This window comes from Corynebacterium gottingense, from assembly GCF_003693265.1.
GTDB lineage: Bacteria > Actinomycetota > Actinomycetes > Mycobacteriales > Mycobacteriaceae > Corynebacterium > Corynebacterium gottingense.
The window spans coordinates 1-16,064 of sequence record NZ_RDRE01000018.1; the positions used below are offsets into that span (position 1 = coordinate 1).

17 protein-coding genes are annotated in these 16,064 nt (G+C 67.7%); 6 read left to right on the top strand and 11 right to left on the bottom strand.

All coding sequences use genetic code 11. The features are described from left to right. Window positions 1-93 (top strand): IS3 family transposase (locus EAW56_RS09385; protein WP_147453238.1); only part of this gene is annotated, 93 nt, incomplete at its 5' end. A gap of 75 nt (window positions 94-168) precedes the next feature. Here the strand turns inward: EAW56_RS09385 and EAW56_RS09390 are convergent. The 4 genes from EAW56_RS09390 to EAW56_RS09405 all read right to left on the bottom strand — a co-directional run bounded on the left by EAW56_RS09390 (window position 169) and on the right by EAW56_RS09405 (window position 4,668). Beyond that, entirely contained in the window at window positions 169-1,161 is a 993-nt protein-coding gene (locus EAW56_RS09390; protein ID WP_240510656.1) for an L-lactate dehydrogenase, read from the bottom strand. A gap of 168 nt (window positions 1,162-1,329) precedes the next feature. Further along, window positions 1,330-2,733: an amino acid permease gene (locus EAW56_RS09395; protein WP_122086268.1), complete on the bottom strand. Its 1,404-nt coding sequence runs from the start codon at window positions 2,731-2,733 to the stop codon at window positions 1,330-1,332. 91 nt (window positions 2,734-2,824) lie between these two features. Further along, entirely contained in the window at window positions 2,825-3,724 is a 900-nt protein-coding gene (locus EAW56_RS09400) for a trypsin-like serine protease (protein ID WP_122086269.1), read from the bottom strand. Window positions 3,725-3,726: 2 nt separating this feature from the next. Next, on the bottom strand, window positions 3,727-4,668 hold the full coding sequence (locus tag EAW56_RS09405) for a DUF418 domain-containing protein (RefSeq protein WP_122086271.1): 942 nt from the start codon (window positions 4,666-4,668) through the stop codon (window positions 3,727-3,729). A gap of 81 nt (window positions 4,669-4,749) precedes the next feature. On the opposite strand from EAW56_RS09405, the gene EAW56_RS09410 reads away from it, so the two are divergent. Together EAW56_RS09410 and EAW56_RS09415 are read left to right on the top strand one after the other, a co-directional pair. After that, on the top strand, window positions 4,750-5,418 hold the full coding sequence (locus tag EAW56_RS09410) for a response regulator transcription factor (protein WP_095536984.1): 669 nt from the start codon (window positions 4,750-4,752) through the stop codon (window positions 5,416-5,418). Next, the gene (locus EAW56_RS09415; protein WP_122086272.1) at window positions 5,415-6,485 is read left to right on the top strand and encodes a sensor histidine kinase; all 1,071 of its coding nucleotides are present in this window, start codon (window positions 5,415-5,417) and stop codon (window positions 6,483-6,485) included. The genes EAW56_RS09410 and EAW56_RS09415 overlap by 4 nt, the downstream gene beginning before the upstream one ends. On the opposite strand, the gene EAW56_RS09420 is transcribed toward EAW56_RS09415, so the two are convergent. Genes EAW56_RS09420 through EAW56_RS09440 form a run of 5 tightly spaced genes read right to left on the bottom strand, consistent with a single transcriptional unit; the run spans window position 6,482 to window position 10,610 of the window. Then, the gene (locus tag EAW56_RS09420) at window positions 6,482-7,531 is read right to left on the bottom strand and encodes a hypothetical protein (protein ID WP_147453273.1); all 1,050 of its coding nucleotides are present in this window, start codon (window positions 7,529-7,531) and stop codon (window positions 6,482-6,484) included. The genes EAW56_RS09415 and EAW56_RS09420 overlap by 4 nt on opposite strands. A gap of 57 nt (window positions 7,532-7,588) precedes the next feature. After that, window positions 7,589-7,885: a hypothetical protein gene (locus tag EAW56_RS09425; RefSeq protein WP_147453274.1), complete on the bottom strand. Its 297-nt coding sequence runs from the start codon at window positions 7,883-7,885 to the stop codon at window positions 7,589-7,591. After that, on the bottom strand, window positions 7,836-8,486 hold the full coding sequence (locus EAW56_RS09430; RefSeq protein WP_147453275.1) for a hypothetical protein: 651 nt from the start codon (window positions 8,484-8,486) through the stop codon (window positions 7,836-7,838). Before EAW56_RS09430 ends, EAW56_RS09425 begins: the two co-directional genes overlap by 50 nt. Window positions 8,487-8,528: 42 nt before the next feature. After that, the gene (locus tag EAW56_RS09435) at window positions 8,529-9,200 is read right to left on the bottom strand and encodes a hypothetical protein (RefSeq protein WP_147453276.1); all 672 of its coding nucleotides are present in this window, start codon (window positions 9,198-9,200) and stop codon (window positions 8,529-8,531) included. 54 nt (window positions 9,201-9,254) lie between these two features. Further along, window positions 9,255-10,610, bottom strand: a complete 1,356-nt coding sequence (locus EAW56_RS09440) for a CitMHS family transporter (protein ID WP_122086278.1) — start codon at window positions 10,608-10,610, stop codon at window positions 9,255-9,257. A gap of 152 nt (window positions 10,611-10,762) precedes the next feature. Between EAW56_RS09440 and EAW56_RS09445 the strand changes: the two genes are divergently transcribed. From EAW56_RS09445 to EAW56_RS09455, 3 genes are all read left to right on the top strand, one after another. Next, a complete protein-coding gene (locus tag EAW56_RS09445) occupies window positions 10,763-12,811 on the top strand; it encodes a DEAD/DEAH box helicase (RefSeq protein ID WP_095546186.1) in 2,049 nt (682 codons plus the stop codon). A gap of 202 nt (window positions 12,812-13,013) precedes the next feature. Continuing rightward, complete coding sequence (locus EAW56_RS09450; RefSeq protein ID WP_122086280.1) at window positions 13,014-13,826, top strand: chymotrypsin family serine protease; 813 nt, start codon at window positions 13,014-13,016, stop codon at window positions 13,824-13,826. Window positions 13,827-13,884: 58 nt separating this feature from the next. Continuing rightward, window positions 13,885-14,802 carry a trypsin-like serine protease gene (locus EAW56_RS09455; protein WP_122086282.1) on the top strand — a complete coding sequence of 306 codons (918 nt, stop codon included), beginning with the start codon at window positions 13,885-13,887 and terminating at the stop codon, window positions 14,800-14,802. A gap of 61 nt (window positions 14,803-14,863) precedes the next feature. Here EAW56_RS09455 and EAW56_RS09460 read toward each other — a convergent pair whose 3' ends face one another. Both EAW56_RS09460 and EAW56_RS09465 read right to left on the bottom strand, forming a co-directional pair. Then, on the bottom strand, window positions 14,864-15,346 hold the full coding sequence (locus EAW56_RS09460; RefSeq protein WP_095535086.1) for a DUF2269 domain-containing protein: 483 nt from the start codon (window positions 15,344-15,346) through the stop codon (window positions 14,864-14,866). A 33-nt stretch (window positions 15,347-15,379) separates the two neighbouring features. Then, window positions 15,380-16,039: a GmrSD restriction endonuclease domain-containing protein gene (locus EAW56_RS09465; RefSeq protein WP_095546182.1), complete on the bottom strand. Its 660-nt coding sequence runs from the start codon at window positions 16,037-16,039 to the stop codon at window positions 15,380-15,382. Window positions 16,040-16,064: the final 25 nt, after the last annotated feature.

The following is a 16,064-nucleotide window of genomic DNA, read 5'->3' on the forward strand; positions in this document are numbered from 1 at the left end:
CAGTGGTACAACACCGAACGCATCCAACAACGACTCAAGGGCCTGACCCCGATGCAATATCGAAATCAGACCCTTGAAGCCCTAACCACCTAGAGTTAAACCAGTCCAACTTTCGGGGGCCAGTTCAGAACTGCGGTGCCTTTTTACGAGTCGAGCGTGAGCGCTGGCTTAGACCAGGCCAGCGTCCTCCATGACCTTGCGCAGGGTGGTTGCGGAGTGGTCGAACTTCTCCTTCTCCTCATCGTTGAGGCGGAGTTCGACGGCCTCGCGCACACCGTTGCGGTTCACCACGGCCGGGGTGCCGATGTAGATGTCGTTGTGGCCGTACTGGCCGTCCAGCTTGGCCGAGATCGGCAGGACGACGTCCTCGTTGGCGAAGATGGCGCGGGTGATGCGGGCGAGGCAGCTGCCGATGCCAAAGTCGGTCGAGCCCTTTGCCTGGATGATGTGGTACGCGGCGTCGCGAGTTGCTACGAACATCTCGTCGACCTCCTTGTACACGTCCGGGTTGCTCTCGGCTTCCTCGGCGAGGCGGTTGCGCAGCGCGATACCTGCGATGGAGCCGGTGGAGATGACCGGGAGCTCGGTGTCGCCGTGCTCGCCGATGATGTAGGAGTGCACCGACGATGCAGACACGTTGTACTTCTGGGACAGGTTGTAGCGCCAGCGGGCGGTGTCCAGGACGGTGCCGGAGCCGAGCACCTGGGAGGCGGGCAGGCCGGTCTGCTTCTGGGTGGCGTAGGTCAGAATGTCGACCGGGTTGGTGGCGACCAGGTAGATGCCGTTGAAGCCGTTTGCCATGACCTCCTTGTTAATGGACTCGAAGATCTTCACGTTGCGGCCCACCAGGTCCAGGCGGGTTTCGCCTTCGCGCTGAGCGACGCCCGCGCAGTTGACCACCAGTGCCGCGTCGCGGCAGTCCTCGTAGGTGCCGAAGGTGACCTTGGTGTTGTGGCCGGAGTAGGGGACAGCGTGGTTCAGGTCCTCGACCTCGCCGCGAGTCTTTTCCTCAGCGAGGTCGATGATGGCGAGCTGGTCACACAGGCCCTGGTTGATCAGGGCGTAGGCGTAGGCGACACCAACGGCGCCGGCGCCGATGAGCACGACCTTGTTGCCGGGGGTGATGTTGTTCTTCGGGGTGGACGGGTTCGTGATGCTCACTGTGGTTCTCCTCTTTCCGATACCGTGACCGGTAGACGTTGTTTCCGGCATCCATCATTGCACAACGTTGGGGCCGGTGCCGCGGAGCCGGTCAGAAAACAACGGAATTTCCCGTAAAGTCGGACGTATTCGGGCGAAAGCGGGCACGGTGGCGTCGATAAGCCAGCCCTACTTGAAGTCCTCCTCCGTGTGCGCCGCAGCGATCGCCTTCGGGCGGCCGGTGACGAAGTACATGCCCGTCATGACGACGAGGAAGACGACGCCGGCGGCGAGGGCGACGTGGTACTGCGGCAGCCACACCATGATGCCGAACGTGAACAGGATGAACGCCACGGCGAACCACTGGCCGTAAGGCCAGAACGGGACCGGGAAGTGCAGCGCGCGCTGCTCGGCGGCCGTCATGCGGTGGCGCGAGGCGAGGTGGGCGATGAGGATCATCAGCCAGACGAAGACGGTGGCGAAGGTGGCGAGCGCGGCGATCGTCTCGAAGACGTTGGGGAACTGCGCGTTGAGGACAACGCCCACGACCAGGACGATGAGCAGGGTCACGGTGGTCATGACGGGGATGTCGCGAACCGTGCGCGCCATCACGCGGGGCGCGAGTCCCTCGCGAGCCAGGCCGGTGAGCACGCGCCCGGTGCCGAAGAGGTCCGCGTTGATGGCGGAAAGCGCCGCGGTGATGACCACCAGGTTGAGCAGGCCCGCCGCCCAGTTCACGCCGAGGGTGGAGAAGATTTGGACGAACGGGGACTCGTCGCCGGTGATGCTGCGCCACGGGTTGAGCATGAGGATGATGAGGATGGCCAGCACGTAGAACAGGAGGATGCGCACCGGCACCGTGTTCACGGCCTTGGGGATGGAGCGGTCCGGGTCGTCGGCCTCGGTGCCGGCCACGCCGATGATCTCGGTGCCGCCGAACGCGAAGAGGACGAGGATGAACGCGGCAATCATGCCCTCGGGACCGTTGGGGAAGAAACCGCCGTCGTTCCACAGGTTGGCAAGCCCCGTGGTTTCGGGGTGCGTGCCCAGCCCGAAGGCGAGGACGGCCGCGCCGCCGACGATCATGGCCACCACAGCGACGACCTTGATCAGCGTGAACGCGAACTCCAGCTCGCCGAACCACCGCACGCTGGCCAGGTTGGCGGCGCCGATGACCAACAGGGTCGCGGTGATCCACACCCAGGCGGGCGTGCCGGGGAACCAGAACTTCATGTAGATGCCGATGGCGGTGAGGTCCGCCAGGCACACGATGATCATCTCGAAGGCGAACATCCAGCCGGTGATGTAGCCGCCCAGCCCGCCGAGGTGCTCTCGCGCGTACACGGCGAAGGAGCCGCGGACGGGGTGGCGCACGCTCATCTCGCCGAGCGCGCGGAGCATGAAGTACACCACCGCGCCGCCGAGGAGGTACACCAGCAGGACGGACGGCCCAGCGGCCTGGATCGCGCCGGCCGAGCCGTAGAACAAGCCGGTGCCGATGGCGGAGCCGAGCGCGATGAAGTGGATGTGTCGGTGGCTGAGGCCTCGAGCTTTGCGTGCGGGCTTCGCAGGTGTTGGGGAGCTCGTGGACATCGGCGCTGAGCCACCTTCCATAAAATTGTCCGAAACAATGGGCTTTTACAGCATATTGCCACATTGAGCCTCGCCAAATGTGGGGTTCGGCCTATTGCTTATCGACGCCTCCGTGCCCCCTCCGCCGCGCAACCACCGCCGCACCGGCCGCCACGGCGAGCAGCACCGCGATGGCGATGAGGTACGGCGCCGCAGACGCCCCGCCGGCGCCGGGGTCTGCCGCGGCATCAGCGTCGCTCAGGTCGTCGGCGATTGTGTCGTTGATCCACTCGGCGGCGTCGCCGAGCGGGGCGGCGGAGGCGGCCGCGTTGGTGTCCATGGCGACTTCCTCCGGGTCGTCCGGGTTCACAAACAGCCCGGCGCTGAGCACGCCGGTGAGCTTGCCGTCGCGGAAGACGGGGCCGCCGGAGTCGCCACCCTGGATGCCGGCTCCCTGGGCGAGCGCGATGGTGAGGGCTTGGTGGGCGTCGAAAAGCGCCATGGGGCTTGCGCCCTCGACGGTCGCGTCGGTGACGGGCAGGCGGGTCGTGGCGCCCGAGCCGTCGGAGGACCAGCCGTAGACGCGGGCGGCGGTGTCGGGGCCGGGGACCTCGGTGTCCACGGTGGCGTAGCGGTCCAGGCCGAGGTCATCGGCGGTGTGCAGCAGCGCGATGTCGCCCTGGGGCGCGGTGAGCCACCGATCCACGGCCACCGTCCGCTGCGCGTTACCCTCGCCGGTCCGCACCGACCCGCCGGCGGTGGGCAGGTGGTCCATGCAGTGGCGGGCGGTGACCACCCAGTGCGGCGCGACTGCGGTGCCAGTGCACACGCCGTCGGCAGGGTCGTCGTTGGCGGTGCGCACGGAAACGACGCTCGCGCCCTCGGACGCGGTGTCGGGGGAATCGGCGGCGAACGTGTCGGATTCGAGCGCCCCGGCGGGCGTGGCGGCCAGCGCCGTGAGCGCTGTGACGAGCGCAGCGGCGGCGGGGATCGTGGAGGTGGAGATTCGCATGGTTATGCTCCTTTGGTAAGTGTGGTGGGAAGTGGTCGCGGGGGTAGGTCCTGGCGCGAGAGCGACCGGGTGAACGCGCGCAGGGCTTCTTCGAGCGGGCCGCGCGGGAAGCGCAGCAGCCACACCGACGCAAGCGCGCACGCGGCGGCGATGCTCACGGCCGCGGATGCCGCGCCGGACGGCACAAGGTCCGCAGTGGTCACGTGCAGGCAGTACACCGTCAGCGGCATCCGGCCCAGGGCCTGCAGCGGGTACGGGCAGAAGCGCCGGAACACGATGAGGCAGACGGTGAGGACGCCCAGGGAGCAGCCGACCTCGCTGAGGATGGCGATGAGGCCGCCGGTGTGGCCATTGGGGTTGAGGAAGGGGTGGAGGTGGGCGTCGATAAGCGAGCGGGCCCACACGCCGCCGACGGCGAGCGCGAAGCCGAGCGCTGCGAGCCACACGCGCGGGCGCAGGCGCGCCGCGATGAGGCCGGCGACCATGAGCGCGGCCCACTCGAACAGCGGGTACGGCGGGGCGGTGACCGCGAGTGGGAGGCGCAGCGCCGAGGCGAGCGTGAGCGCGGCGAACAGGGCCGCGAGCGTGCGCGTGCGCCAGCGCGGCGCCGGGGCGAGTGCGAGGTAGCAGGCGCCGAACGCGCCGAGAACCACCTCGATCGTGCCGGTCAGCGGGGTGAGCACGACGTGCAGGGCGAGCAGGGCCGCGCCACGCAGCATCGCCTGGTGGCGCTGACGCGCCAGCGCCACCCCGCCCGTCGCGCGCGACGAGACCTGCATCGACACGCCAGCGAGCACCACGAACAGCGCCGACGGGAAGCCGTAGAGCCACGGCGAGGTCGAATCGGTCAGGTGCGCGCACATCATCGCGGCGAGTGCGACGGCGCGGGCGGCTTCGAGACCCGCGATGCGCGTGGGCGGGGGAAGTCTGGAAGCAATCGTCATGGTGCACACGCTAAAAACTGCCGTGTTGCGAGAGCGTTAACGCGCGCTCCACCCGCGCTCACCAGCGCTAGACTGACCCGCATGTCCAACGTGTTAGTTGTGGAAGACGAGGCCTACCTCGCCGACGCCATCGCCGCCGCCTGCGCCGCGCACGGCCTGCAGACCCAGGTTGCCTACGACGGCGCGCAGGCGCTCGAGATGCTCGAATCCGCCGACGTGGTCGTCCTCGACCGGGACCTCCCGCGCGTTCACGGCGACGAGGTCTGCGCCCGCATCCGCGCCGACTACCCGCACATCCGCGTGCTCATGCTCACCGCGGCCAGCGCGCTGGACGAGCGGCTTGGCGGCTTCGCGCTTGGCGCCGACGACTACCTCACCAAACCCTTCGAGGTGCCCGAGCTGCTCGCGCGCGTGGACGCGCTCATGCGCCGCCACACCCCGCCGCAGGCCGACGTGCTGCGCTGCGCGGACGTGCGCATGGACACCGCGCGCCGCACCGTGACCCGCGCGGGCGCGCCGATCGCGCTGAGTCCGAAGGAATTCGCGGTGCTGGAGACGCTGCTCGCCGCCGACGGCGCGGTCCTGTCCGCCGAGGCGCTGCTCGAGGAGGCGTGGGACGCGTTCGCCGACCCATTTACCAACTCGCCGCGTGTGACCATCTCGCACCTGCGCCGCAAGCTGGGCCAGCCCTGGATCATCCACACCCAGCCCGGCGCGGGATACTACGCCGCGGAGGAGGCGCGCCCGTGACGCTGCGCCTGCGCCTGACCCTTGTGTTCGTGGCCACAGTCTTTTCCGCCGGCGCGGCGCTCACCGCGCTCGTGTGCGCATACCTCGCGCTCACACCGGTGCCGCTGCACGTCTCTCTGCCAGGGCCGGAGGGAGTGCTTATCGACGCCGCCATGCCCATCCCCGCCGACATCATCACCGTCGTGCTCGTCACCATGCTGATCGCGCTTGCCCTGCTCACCGCGCTTGCGGGGGCGGTGGGCTGGTTTGTCGCCGGGTACGTGCTCACGCCCGTGCGCCGGCTCGCCACGGTGGCGCGCCGGGTCTCAAACGGCGAGGTCAGCCAGCGCATGCACTACGAAGGGCCTGCCGATGACGTCGGCGACCTGGCCCGCGCCTTCGACCAGATGCTGGACTCGCTGGAAGCCTCGCTCGACGCGCAGCGCCGCTTCGCCGCCAACGCTTCGCACGAGCTAAAAACCCCGATCGCTACGATCCAGACGGTCGCGGACGTCGCGCTCATGCAAGGGGAGCAGAGCGCCACCGCGCTGCGCCGGATTCGCGAGGTCAACGCGCGCGCCGGGGAAACGGTCGAGCGGTTGCTTGCGTTCGCGCGCGCCGAGGCGGCGCAGCCCGGCAGCGTGCGCGGCGAGCAGGTGGACGTGGCCGCGCTGTGCGAGGAGGTGTGCGCGCAGTACGGCGTCGCGCTGCGCGTCGATCCCGCCGCGGCGACGGTTGCCGGCGACGCGGTGCTGCTGCGCCAGGCCCTGGGTAACCTCGTCGCCAACGCGGTCGAGCACGGCGCGCCGGGCACCGCCGCGGTGGTGGTGAGGGTTACGGATGGGGCCGTTGAGGTGGGCGTCGATAATGGTGGCCCCGAGCTGGGCGAACGCGAGGTTGAGCGGCTCAAAGAGCCGTTCGTGAGGGGAGCCGGGCGCGTCGCGGGTTCGCACGGGTTGGGACTTTCGCTTGCCGACGCCATCGCGCGCGCCCACGGCGGACACCTCGACCTCAAGCCGCGTTCCGGCGGTGGGCTGGCCGCGCGGCTGAAGCTTGAGCGGTGGCGTCGAGAAGCGACACAGCGCTAGAGCATCTCGGTACCGGCGATGACGAAGGCGCCGCCGCCTTCGTTCCGGCACAGCGGGGCCGCGTTGAGCACGTCGGTGTGCGTGCCCGGCAGCATATAGTCCATGCTGCACGACCAGCCGTCGGGCGAGGACCACTCCATCGTCGGCGGCTGCACCTCGCCGGCCTGCAAGGCAGTGATGAAACGCTGGGCCACATCAAACGTGGTGGTGCAGTCCGTGTTGTCGGCGTGCGCGATGAGGGAGAAGTGGTGGGTCTCGCCGGTCTCGGTGTCCGAGGCGCTGACCACGTTGCACGGCGTGCCCTCGGGCGCGGCGGTGTTGGAGAAGTCGAACAAGTCCGGATTCGGCTCGCCCTGCTGCACACTTTCCGCCGGCGGGCTGTGCACCGCGGTGTTGCCGTTGGAGATGGTGAGGCTGTGCACGCCACGCTGGATAACGACGGTGTCTTCTGCCGGGCGGGCGAGCGTAAACCCACTCAGCGCAACCTTCTGCCCGACCTGCAGCTCCGGGTAATCCTTCGTGTACTCGTCCTTGTGTATCGGCTCCTGGCTGCTGAAGGTGTAGAAGCCGACCGTCGGCTCGTACTGCATGGACAGTGCGCGCTCGCCGGATTCCGGCGGGGTGTCGTATTCGCGCGCCGGGTTTGCGGGGTCTTCGATGCCGATGTCGCAGTTGAATTGGAACATCTCGTCCTTGCCCTGGGCGTAGCTGGGCGCCATGCGCTCGGTGGGGACCATGCAGCCCTTGGTTCCTACCCCGGGGAAGCCGACGGCGAAGGTCACCGGCGTGGCCTTGAACGTGTCCGCGGGGACCTCAGTGAGGCCGGCGAGCTCCTCGGGCGAGACCTCGCGGACCTCCGTCGTGGTGGGTTTGGTGCTGGTCGTGGATTCGGGTGGACGTGATTCGGTGGTCTCGCTGGATGCGGTGGCTTCTGTGGTGGTGGTTTCAGTCTCGGGGGCGTCGTCTGGCGCAGCGCTACACGACGCCAACGTCAACGCCGCCGCAGCACAGAGGGGAAGGGCCTTGCGTGTCAGTGAGTGTGTCACGGCTCTCAGTGTAACTGTGGCCTGGGTAACACGCACGAGATTTCTGGGGCGGGCCGGCTAGAAGCGGGCGACGTCGTCAGGCCGCAGCGCGACCACCGCGCCGGATCCCTCCTTGGCGGGGTTGCCGGCGCGGTCCGACGCGCTGCACGTGTTCTTGGCATTGGCGCGGATCTGCTCGTCGCCGGGGAGGAACCACCCGTTCGCGCAGCCCCAGCCGTTCGGCGCGGTCCAGAACCCGGCTTGGCCCTCGACCGCGCCGTTTCTGTACGCGTCGACGTAGCCGCGCATCGCCGCAAGGGCGCTCTCACAGGTCGTGCCGTCCTCCAAGGCGATGATTTGGTACGAGCCACCCATCGAACTCTCGACGGTGCCGCAGACATTGCCGGTAGCCGCCGCCGTGGAGGTGGGTGACGGTGAGGCCGTCGACCGTCACCTGCTCGCCCTGCCTGAGGTGCTGGGTGCCGGGGTGGAGCTCGGCGCCGGGGGAATACGCCGTGCTGAAACGCCCGCCGTCCTCGTCCCAGTTGATCACGTTCGGAGCCGGCGGATTGGGAACGCCGTAGTCCTCCTCGATCGGGGGCACGGGGTCGGCGAAGTCCGCGTGGCAATAGGTCCCCGAATCAGATTCGGAGTTGAGCTCCGATGTCTTGATGAAACAGTCGTGGAACCAGCGGTCGCCGTCGCCGCCGATGACGTATGCGGTACCGAGCAGGAACCGCTCCGGGTCGACGACGGTGTAAAGGTCGGCCTGCTCCGCCTCCGCGGCACTCGTGTCTGGTGCCTCGGACTCCGCGCTGGGTGCATCGCTGGTCACGGCTTCCGTGCTCGCCGCGGTCGCAGAGGTCGCAGAGGTCGTGCCGTCGGCGCCAGGTTCCCCGCCGCCCCCTCCGCAGGCGGCGAGTGCGAGGGAAGCGGACACCAGGAGAACGGACGTGGCCCAACGACGTGCGTGCATTCGAAAAACTAGAAAGCGGGCTGTGTGTTCCCGCGGCGTTTTTTAGCGCGGAATCTCGTCGACGGCCTCGGTGGCCTCCTGCGGGTACATGGCCACGACCTGGTGGCGCGGCTCGCCGAAGCGCGCCGCGTTGCCGCGCGTCGAGGTCTCGTCGGTGTTGTCTGGGTCGTCGGACGGGTCGAGCAGGTCGGCGTCCTGGCAGGTCATGCGGCCCTGCGAGTGCGTGTCCAGCTCGCGGGGGAGCAGCCAGTCCATGGAGCAGTGCCAGCCCTCTTCGGAGGTCCAGTTGTGGAAGCGGTCCGCGTCCGCGCCGTAATCGTCGGCCTTGTATTCCTCCATGACGTGCTGGCCAGCGCTACAGGACGTCCCGTCCTTCACCACGATCACCTCGAGGCGCTCGCCGTACGCGTTGACAATCTCGCCGCACTTGGTGCCGATCGGCTGGGGGTCGTCGGTGGCAATCGCCTTGTAGGTCGTCGGCTCGGTCTTGGCAGCGGCAGAGGAGGAGGCGGCCGCGGCGGAGGACGCGGACTTCGCAGCGCTTGACGACGATCGCGCCGCCTGCGACGCGGCGATCACCTCTTCATCGGACCGGGAACTCGTGGTGCTCGACGCATCCTGGGATGCGCTGTTGTCGCTGTCGCCGCTGCCGCAGGCGGACAGCGGGAGGGCAAGCAGAAGGACTGAAGCTAGCAGGGAAGAAGTTTTACGCATGCGCACATAGTACGGCAATGTTCCTGTTTTGCGGCGGGTGATCGGAAGGGCCTATTACGCCATCATCCCGGTCGCAAACGCGCCGAGCACGAGGACGACCGAGAAGCCCCAGCACAGCGGGAACGCGACGCGGATGTACTTGCCCATGTTGGCACCGGCCAGCCCGAGGCCCAGCCACAGGGCGGGGGAGAACGGGCTGACAAACGTGCCGATGACGTTGCCGACGATCATGGCGGTGGCCGCGCCCATGCCGGAGACGCCGAACGCCGCGGAGGTTTCCTGCACGATGGGCAGGACCGAGAAGTAGTAGGCGTCCGTGGAGGTGGCCAGGTCGAGGGGCACGCCCAGCAGGCCGACGATGACGTGGATGTAGGCGCCGACGGACGCGGGCAGGACCGAGATGAGCGAGAGCGCGATCTGCTCGAGCATCCCGGTGCCGTCGAGCACACCGAGGAACATCGCGGCGGCGAGGATCACGCCGGCCATGGATAGTGCGGTCGGGGCGTGGCGGCGCAGCACGTCGTTCTGGTCGTCCAGGGTGGCGAAGTTGGTGATGAGCAGCAGCGCCGTGCCCACCAAAAACGCCGGCCCGGGCGAGGTGATGCCGGAGACGAGGACGCCGATCAGCGCGAGGGTGACGATGACGTTGATCGCGGTGACCCAGGTGCCGGTACGCGGGGTGAGGTTGAATTTGGCGCGCTCCTCCGCCTGGGAGCGGCGGAACTCTTCGGCGATGGCGTTGACGTCGACGGTGGCGGTGGCGTCGTGAAGCGATCGCTTCGAGATACGGCGCTTCTCGGATAGGCCGAAGCCTGCGGCGACAAGAAAGACGAGGACGATGGCGATGCCCTGAGCGGGGAGGAGGTGGGCCCAGATCTCGTTGGGGGTGGCCTCGATGACGCTGGCGGCGCGGCCGACGGGGCCGCCCCACGGGATCATGTTCATCACGGACGCGGACAGCGCGACGAGGGTGAGTAGCACGTATCTGGACATCCGCATCGCCTTGTACAAGGGGAGGAGCGCCGGGATTGTGAGCAGGAAGGTGGTCGAGCCGGAGCCGTCGAGGTGCGCGACGATCGCGATCGCGGCGGTGCCGAGGGTGACCAGCATGACCTGGCCGCGGGTGGCGCGGATGAGCGCGGTGATGACGGGGTCAAAGAGGCCGACATCGGAAAGGATGCCGAAGAAGATGATCGCGAAGATAAACATCACGACCACCCCCATGACCCGCTCGAGGCCTTCGCCGTAGAAGTCGGTGATGTCACCGATGCCGAAGCCGGTGATGAGCGCGCCGATGATCGGGATGAGGGTCATGGCGATAATCGGGTGCATTTTGCCTTTGAGGAGCACGCCGACGGTGACGAGGATGATGGCCAACCCGACCAGGGTCAGCGCGAGCGGTGAAGTCATGCGGGAAACACTACTGCGCTATTGCGGGACATGTCACATTGGGTGGGTGTAGTGAGTTGCAGCCAAACGGGGGTGGAAACGCCAGCGCCGGGTGCGGATGGCCAACTTGCGGAATAGTCCTGGGGCTCCATGTGGCGTACGCTGGTGAAGCAATGAGCAATTCCGAAAACGCGACCGGCAGCGAAAATGGGCCGGATATGAACTTGTCGGAAACTCAGAACACCCCGCAGGATGTCGCAGCGGACGCAGTTGAGCCTGCCGCTGCAGAAGACACCAGGGATGCGGGTTCCTCTGAGCACACCGGCGCTTCTGTGCAGAAGACTGCAGAAGCCACCGAGAAAGTAAATACTGAAGCAACCGAAGCAACGACGCCGAACGAGTCCAGCGAGGAGAATGCAGAGCCGGAAAACGGCTTCACCACGCTGAGCCTGCCGGACAACGTGATCGCGGCAGTGAAGAAGGTCGGCTTTGAAAAGCCGTCCGCAATCCAGGCGGAGACGATTCCGCTGCTGATGCAGGGCCGCGACGTCGTCGGCCTGGCGCAGACCGGTACGGGCAAGACCGCGGCGTTCGCGCTGCCGATCCTGAGCCGCATCGACACGAGCAAGCGGTACCCGCAGGCACTCATCCTCGCGCCGACGCGTGAGTTGGCGCTGCAGGTGTCCGATTCCTTCCAGTCCTTCGCCGACCACCTGGGCGGCGTGCACATCCTGCCGATTTACGGCGGGCAGGCGTACGGCATTCAGCTGTCTGGCCTGCGTCGCGGCGCGCAGATCATCGTGGGCACCCCGGGCCGCGTCATCGACCACCTGGAGAAGGGCTCGCTGGACATCTCCAGCCTGCGCTTCCTGGTGCTGGACGAGGCCGACGAGATGCTCAACATGGGCTTCCAGGAGGACGTCGAGCGCATCCTGGAGGACACGCCGGACGAGAAACAGGTGGCCCTGTTCTCCGCGACAATGCCGAAGGCGATCCGCCGGATTTCCCGCGACTACCTCAACGACCCCGAAGAGGTCACCGTCAAGTCGGAGACCCGAACGAACACCAACATCACGCAGCGCTACCTGTTCACGGCGCACCGCAACAAGCTCGACGCGATCACCCGCATCCTTGAGGTGACCGAGTTTGAGGCGATGATCGTCTTCGTCCGCACGAAGAACGAGACCGAGGAGCTGGCCGAGAAGCTGCGCGCCCGCGGATTCTCCGCCGCCGCCATCAACGGCGACATTGCGCAGCAGCAGCGCGAGCGAACGGTGGATCAACTGCGCGACGGCCGCCTGGACATCCTTGTGGCCACCGACGTCGCCGCCCGCGGCCTCGACGTCGAGCGCATCTCGCACGTGCTCAACTTTGACATCCCGAACGACACCGAGTCGTACGTCCACCGCATCGGCCGCACCGGCCGCGCGGGTCGGTCCGGCGAGGCGATCCTCTTTGTCACCCCGCGCGAGCGTCGCATGCTGCGCTCCATCGAGCGCGTGACCAACGCGAAGATCGAAGAGATGGACCTGCCCACCGTGGACGAGGTCAACGAGAGCCGCAAGGCGAAGTTCATGGACTCCATCACCGAATCCCTCGAGGCGTCCGACCTGCAGATCTTCAAATCCATGGTGCGCGAGTACTCGGCGGCGAACAACGTGCCGATGGATGACATCGCCGCAGCGCTCGCCACGCAGGCGCTTGCGGGCGACGAGTTCCTCATGAAGGAGCCGCCGAAGGACAAGCGCGACCGGCGCGATCGCGACCGTTGGGATCGCGACGACCGTGGTGGGCGCGGCCGTCGCGGACGTGACGACCGTGACGATCGCGGGCGCGGCAAGCGCCGCCACAACGACAGCGAGAACTTTGACACCTACCGCCTGGACGTGGGCAAGCGCCAGCACGTCCGGCCGGGTGCCATCGTCGGCGCGCTGGCGAACGAGGGTGGCCTCAATTCCAAGGACTTCGGCCGCATCACCATCGGTGGAGACTTCACCCTGGTGGAGCTGCCGAAGCAGCTGGACAAGAAGGTCCTGGACCGGCTCTCCGACACCCGGATTTCCGGTCAGCTGATCAACATCCAGCGCGATCACGGCGCACCCCCGCGCGACCGAGGCGGTCGCGGGCGCCGCGGTGGCTTCGGCGACCACAAGGATCGCCGGGACAAGTTCCGCGGCGATCGCCGCGACAGGGGCGGGCGCGGTAAGCGTCACTGGGACTAGGCCCTTGCTGCGGAAACGGGGCCGGTGAGCACAGCGCTCGCCGGCCCCGTTGCGCTTTCCGGGGTGGTTTCAATGCAGGCCACACCCGCACAGTAGAGTGAGATGGACTTCACTGCCTCCACTGCGAAAGGGTGCCATGTTCGGACTTCACCGGGGAACGCATCGCGCGCTGACAGGACTGTCAGCGCCGTCAGGAAGCCGGGTGGCGCGAGCCGTTGTGGGGTGCGTGCTCGGGGCGATGGCGGTGGCGTCGATAAGCGTGCAGCCCGCCGCTGCCCAGCCGGTGGTGGCGCAGGGCTCCGAGGTGGTCGTTGAGGGCGGGGGAAAGTGCACGGTGGGCTTCAGCGATCCCGTGCACCAACGCAGCCTGATCGCGGCGCACTGCGGGCGCGAGGGCGGCCGGGTGGCCATCGTGGACCCCGCGACCGGCGCGTCGAGCGGCCCCGTCGGAACGTTCTTCCGCTCGAAGGCGTTCGACTCGCGCCTGGGCAATGACTGGGCGGCGATCCAGTGGGACCCGGGCGTGGCGATCGGGGGAAATGGGTACTCGGGGAACGGCTGGGTGCACCCGAACGACATCGCGCTCGGCGAGCCGGTGTGCTACCACGGCAACACCAGCCACGGCGGCGGGGGCGAGACCTGCGGAAAGTTCGCGGGTTCGGTGGGGAACACGTTCTTTGTGGATGCCCCGCTCACCCGCGCCGGCGACTCCGGCGGGCCCGTGTGGGTGCCGGGGCGCGGCTTCGTCGGCGTGATTTCCAGCCAGTGGGCGGCTCGCCAGCTCCCCGTGGTCGGTGGCGCCAACTTCGTCGTTGGCGTTGTGCCAAGCGACGGCCCGGCGGTGTCGCAAACGCAGCTGATGGGGCTGTACATGGAGAACCTGGCTGCCCCGGTGTCGCGCGGCGGGTCCTCGGTCGGTCCGGCGGGGGAGCTGCTCCGCCGGGCGGTCAGTACTGTGTTTGGGGTATTTTCCCGCTTCGGCCTGCCGGAACCGGCCTCTGTGCACTACACTTAGGAGATATTCGGGCGAATTGCAGTTCGCTTCCAGTTTTCTCCAATGTTAGGTGGACCCCATGTCTTCTTCCCGTTCCCTGCTCGCCGCCGCGCTCCTCACCTCAACCCTGCTCGTGCCCGCCCCGGCAGGGGCCGCGCAGCTCGACTCGCCAGTTCAGGGCATGGCCATCGGGACGAGCATCGGGTGGTGCACCCTGGGCTACAACGACAAGGATCAGCACATCAGCTACACCGCCGCGCACTGCGGCAAGGAGGGCGACCGCGTCCACCTCGTGGACCGCGCCACCGGGAAGCAGTCCAAGGACATGGGCACGTTCCGGCCGTCGACCAAGTACGACGGGGCCTTCTCTAACGACTGGGGCTATATCGAGTGGGACCGCGACGTGCGCCTGGGCGACAACGTCTACTCAGGGGATACGATCGTGGCTCCGTCCGCGGTAAAGCGCGGGGCGAAGGTGTGCTACCACGGCGAAACGTCCCACCTGGGCACCGATGAATTCAGCTGCGGCACCTTCTACCGCGCGGTGAACGAGAGTTTCACGCTGCGCGGGTCTACGTGGCAGCAGGGCGATTCCGGTGGCCCGATCTGGGTGGAGGGCCAGGGCTTCTTGGGCGTGACATCGGTCGGCCCGGCGGACCCGAACAGCGTCGGCGAGGCCTGGCTTGGCCCGGTGCACGTGAAGGGGAAGCCGATGGGCTGGGGAGCAGCGCCTCGCGACGGCCGCGCGGTCACCTCCGAGCAGGCCAGCCGAGAGTTCTTCGCCGCCGCCGGCCTGGACGAGGCCGGGCTGTACGACGGCCTCATTGATAAGAGCACTGCCGGTTCGTCCGGATCCTCGGAGAACGGGTCTAGTGCTGAGTCCGGCGCTGCGTCCAGCTCGGAGAAGTCGCCGGGTGAGATCCTGGCCATCGTGGTGCCCATCCTCGCTGTCGTGGTGCCGCTGCTCGCCCAGCTTGCCCAGGCCTTTATGAAGTAGCCGCGCGTTCAGGGGCACGAAAAAGCCCCGCGCGAGGCGGGGCAGATGCGTTCCGGGCGGGTTAGACCGGCGCCGGCAGGAACATCAGCACGAAGGTGAGCAGCCAGAGCAGGTTGAAGATGCCGGAGCCTGCGGTGGCCGTGGCCTTGGCCTTCTCAAAGTTCGGCGCAACGTCCGAGGCGTCGCCTTCGGCAGGGGAGAGCGCGCCGAGCGAGCCCATCATCTTGCGCTGCTGCGGGATGACCAGGAAGAACAGCAGGCCCCACGCGATCACGGACAGGATGATCGCCGTGTGCAGGAAGTAGTTGGTCTTGTAGGTGCCCCAGTCGGAGGCCATGACGACCGCGCCGAGCAGCGGGACCAGGACGGAAAGCATGCCGTAGGTGGTCGTCACCTTGTGCAGGACGGATGCGCGACCGGTTGCTTCCTCGCCGCCGTTGCGCGATTCTGCGGCTTGCTTGGGGAACATGGACGTAGAGACAACGACGGGGCCGAGCAGAATGATCGCGGCCACGACGTGCAGGGCGGTGAAAAAGGTAACCATGGTGACTTACTGTAATGGACACGTGCACGATCGTCACAGTTCGCGGCCAGCGGTTTGCGCATGAACCTGGGAACCATTCAGCGAGCGGGCGCCGGTGAGGCCGGAAAACCCTGCACATGAGCGTCGCATAGCGCGCAAGTCCTCGGCAGGAAGCGCGAGGTGATACGCCTGCGCCACGTCCGCGAGCCGGTGCGAGTACGCGCACCGCTTCCTCCGTGCGGGCGGCATCCACTCGCTGGGCAGCTGGTCCGACTTCTCCTGGTTCGCCGTGGCGGACACGACGACGAGGTTGCGCGGGTCGTTGGCAAAGGCGATGCGCGTGCGCCGCGGCCACGCGTGCGCGCCGAGATCCCACGCGGCGGACAGCGGGATGAGGTGGTCGAGCTCGACATCCGCGGGAGTGATCGCGGTGCCCGTGTAGGGGTCGTCGATCGGCGCGGCGCCCCAGCTCGTGTGCGGGGTCGAGCAGCTTATCGACGCCACACCATCCCCGCCGAACGCCACCGCCAACGCCTCCGTGCGGGTGGTGCACCCGTTGCCGGTGTCCGCCCAGCCCTGCCCGAACTCCTCGCGCGAGTAGCCGAGCACGGTGGCCCGCGGCGGCCCGGAACCGGCCGCAATGTGCGAGCGCGGGGTGGGAAACGGGGCGATGAACAGTGTGGCAACGGTGAGGAGGGCAAGGTAATAGCGCATACCTTGTTAGACGCGCGCGGGGCGG

Excerpts from the sequence above, each read along its gene's own strand:
- EAW56_RS09400 (WP_122086269.1), bottom strand. The coding sequence starts at position 3,724 with ATGCGAATCTCCACCTCCACGATCCCCGCCGCCGCTGCGCTCGTCACA.
- EAW56_RS09445 (WP_095546186.1), top strand. The coding sequence starts at position 10,763 with ATGAGCAATTCCGAAAACGCGACCGGCAGCGAAAATGGGCCGGATATG.
- EAW56_RS09440 (WP_122086278.1), bottom strand. The coding sequence starts at position 10,610 with ATGACTTCACCGCTCGCGCTGACCCTGGTCGGGTTGGCCATCATCCTC.
- EAW56_RS09395 (WP_122086268.1), bottom strand. The coding sequence starts at position 2,733 with ATGTCCACGAGCTCCCCAACACCTGCGAAGCCCGCACGCAAAGCTCGA.
- EAW56_RS09425 (WP_147453274.1), bottom strand. The coding sequence starts at position 7,885 with ATGGGTGGCTCGTACCAAATCATCGCCTTGGAGGACGGCACGACCTGT.
- EAW56_RS09405 (WP_122086271.1), bottom strand. The coding sequence starts at position 4,668 with ATGACGATTGCTTCCAGACTTCCCCCGCCCACGCGCATCGCGGGTCTC.
- EAW56_RS09465 (WP_095546182.1), bottom strand. The coding sequence starts at position 16,039 with ATGCGCTATTACCTTGCCCTCCTCACCGTTGCCACACTGTTCATCGCC.
- EAW56_RS09460 (WP_095535086.1), bottom strand. The coding sequence starts at position 15,346 with ATGGTTACCTTTTTCACCGCCCTGCACGTCGTGGCCGCGATCATTCTG.
- EAW56_RS09430 (WP_147453275.1), bottom strand. The coding sequence starts at position 8,486 with ATGCACGCACGTCGTTGGGCCACGTCCGTTCTCCTGGTGTCCGCTTCC.
- EAW56_RS09435 (WP_147453276.1), bottom strand. The coding sequence starts at position 9,200 with ATGCGTAAAACTTCTTCCCTGCTAGCTTCAGTCCTTCTGCTTGCCCTC.
- EAW56_RS09455 (WP_122086282.1), top strand. The coding sequence starts at position 13,885 with ATGTCTTCTTCCCGTTCCCTGCTCGCCGCCGCGCTCCTCACCTCAACC.
- EAW56_RS09410 (WP_095536984.1), top strand. The coding sequence starts at position 4,750 with ATGTCCAACGTGTTAGTTGTGGAAGACGAGGCCTACCTCGCCGACGCC.